The sequence below is a fragment of the Vibrio sp. 1CM8B genome (assembly GCF_023161685.1).
In the GTDB taxonomy this organism is placed as follows: Bacteria; Pseudomonadota; Gammaproteobacteria; order Enterobacterales; family Vibrionaceae; genus Vibrio; species Vibrio coralliirubri.
Genome location: NZ_JALNTU010000030.1, coordinates 1 through 1,385 on the forward strand (window position 1 = coordinate 1; position 1,385 = coordinate 1,385).

The 1,385-nt window shown below is 46.4% G+C and carries 1 protein-coding gene; it reads left to right on the top strand.

The features are described 5' to 3' along the window. Window positions 1-73: 73 nt before the first annotated feature. The gene (locus MSG36_RS23790; protein ID WP_248369918.1) at window positions 74-1,099 is read left to right on the top strand and encodes an IS110-like element ISVisp6 family transposase; all 1,026 of its coding nucleotides are present in this window, start codon (window positions 74-76) and stop codon (window positions 1,097-1,099) included. The last annotated feature ends 286 nt before the right edge of the window (window positions 1,100-1,385 follow it).

The window sequence follows — 1,385 nt, forward strand, 5'->3', positions numbered from 1 at the left end:
TAACGAATGACATGGATTCCCCCTACCGAGGATCTGCCACACTTATGTGGTACTAAAATGCATCGGAGGCACCATGTCTGATTATTCTTATTTCTGCGGTATCGACTTAGCTAAAAACCACTTCAGTCTTCATGCCGTAGACCAAAATGGTAAGGTCATACTTCATAAGTCAGTAACCCGATCTAAACTACTGACTACAATAGCAAATATGCCTCTCATGCGTATAGGCGTTGAAGCGTGTGGTGGTGCACATTATTGGGCAAGAACACTCAATAAACTGGGTCACGACGCCCGAATTATGGCCGTTAAATACGTGGTTCCTTATCGAACTAAGGGGAAGAACGACCTTAATGATGCAGTAGCTATCTGCGAAGCTGTTCAGCGTCCATCGACTCGCTTTGTGCCCATAAAATCCGCCGAGCAACAAGCCATCCTATCGGTACATAGAATGAGAGAGCATTGGGTTCGCGAACGAACCGCACTTATGAATCGCATGCGTGCCCTGCTTTCTGAATTCGGATTAATCATTCCTGTTGGTCGCTCTTCATTGATGAAACAGGTTCCCTTGATGCTCGAAGATGCAGAAAATGAACTACCACACCTCGCAAGAACAGTCATTGCCGATGCTTATCAACACCTTGGAGAATTGAATCAACGTATCGCCGATACAGAGCAAGTCTTTGACTCTTTTGCTAAGGTCAGCGCTAATGTTCAACGAGTGATGAAGGTTCGTGGCATTGGACCGCAAACCGCTACTGCGATACTTGCTTCGATAGGCAATGGTTCTCAATTTGATAAAAGCCGTGATTTCTCTGCTTGGCTAGGACTCGTACCAAAACAATATTCGACGGGAGGAAAGCCACGCTTAGGTCGGATAACCAAACACGGCGATAAATACTTACGAACACTATTAGTTCACGGCGCAAGGACCGTGATTGCCAACCTTGGCGACAAGCAAGATAAGTTAAGTCAGTGGTGCAGAGGCGTTCTGGAACGAAGAGGTATGAACCGAGCAATAGTGGCACTTGCCGCAAAGAACGCACGAATTATATGGTCGCTTTTACACAATCAAACAGAATATGAAAACTATGCTGCTTAAGTAAAACCTTAAGCAGCATAAAGAGTTAAACCCACCGGGTCATTGCAGACGCTAATGATGGAGATAGGTTAAGACCACTTGCGGAGAGCCTGTTAATGCGGCGGACACACTAGATGTCATCTAACGAATAAGGCACCGCAGTCGCGCAAGTCATCAGGGCCACGACGTATGCGAATCGTCGATAAGTAGGCCGAATGTAGAGCGGCAGTCCAAAACCCATCAAAATAAGTTTAGCGGATGTTTGACAACCCGGGGGGAATCCATGTAGCCGCATTAAGGTGTGAGC

What these genes read in the sequence shown, in the direction of transcription:
- MSG36_RS23790 (WP_248369918.1), top strand. Translation starts at nt 74, where the DNA reads ATGTCTGATTATTCTTATTTCTGCGGTATCGACTTAGCTAAAAACCAC.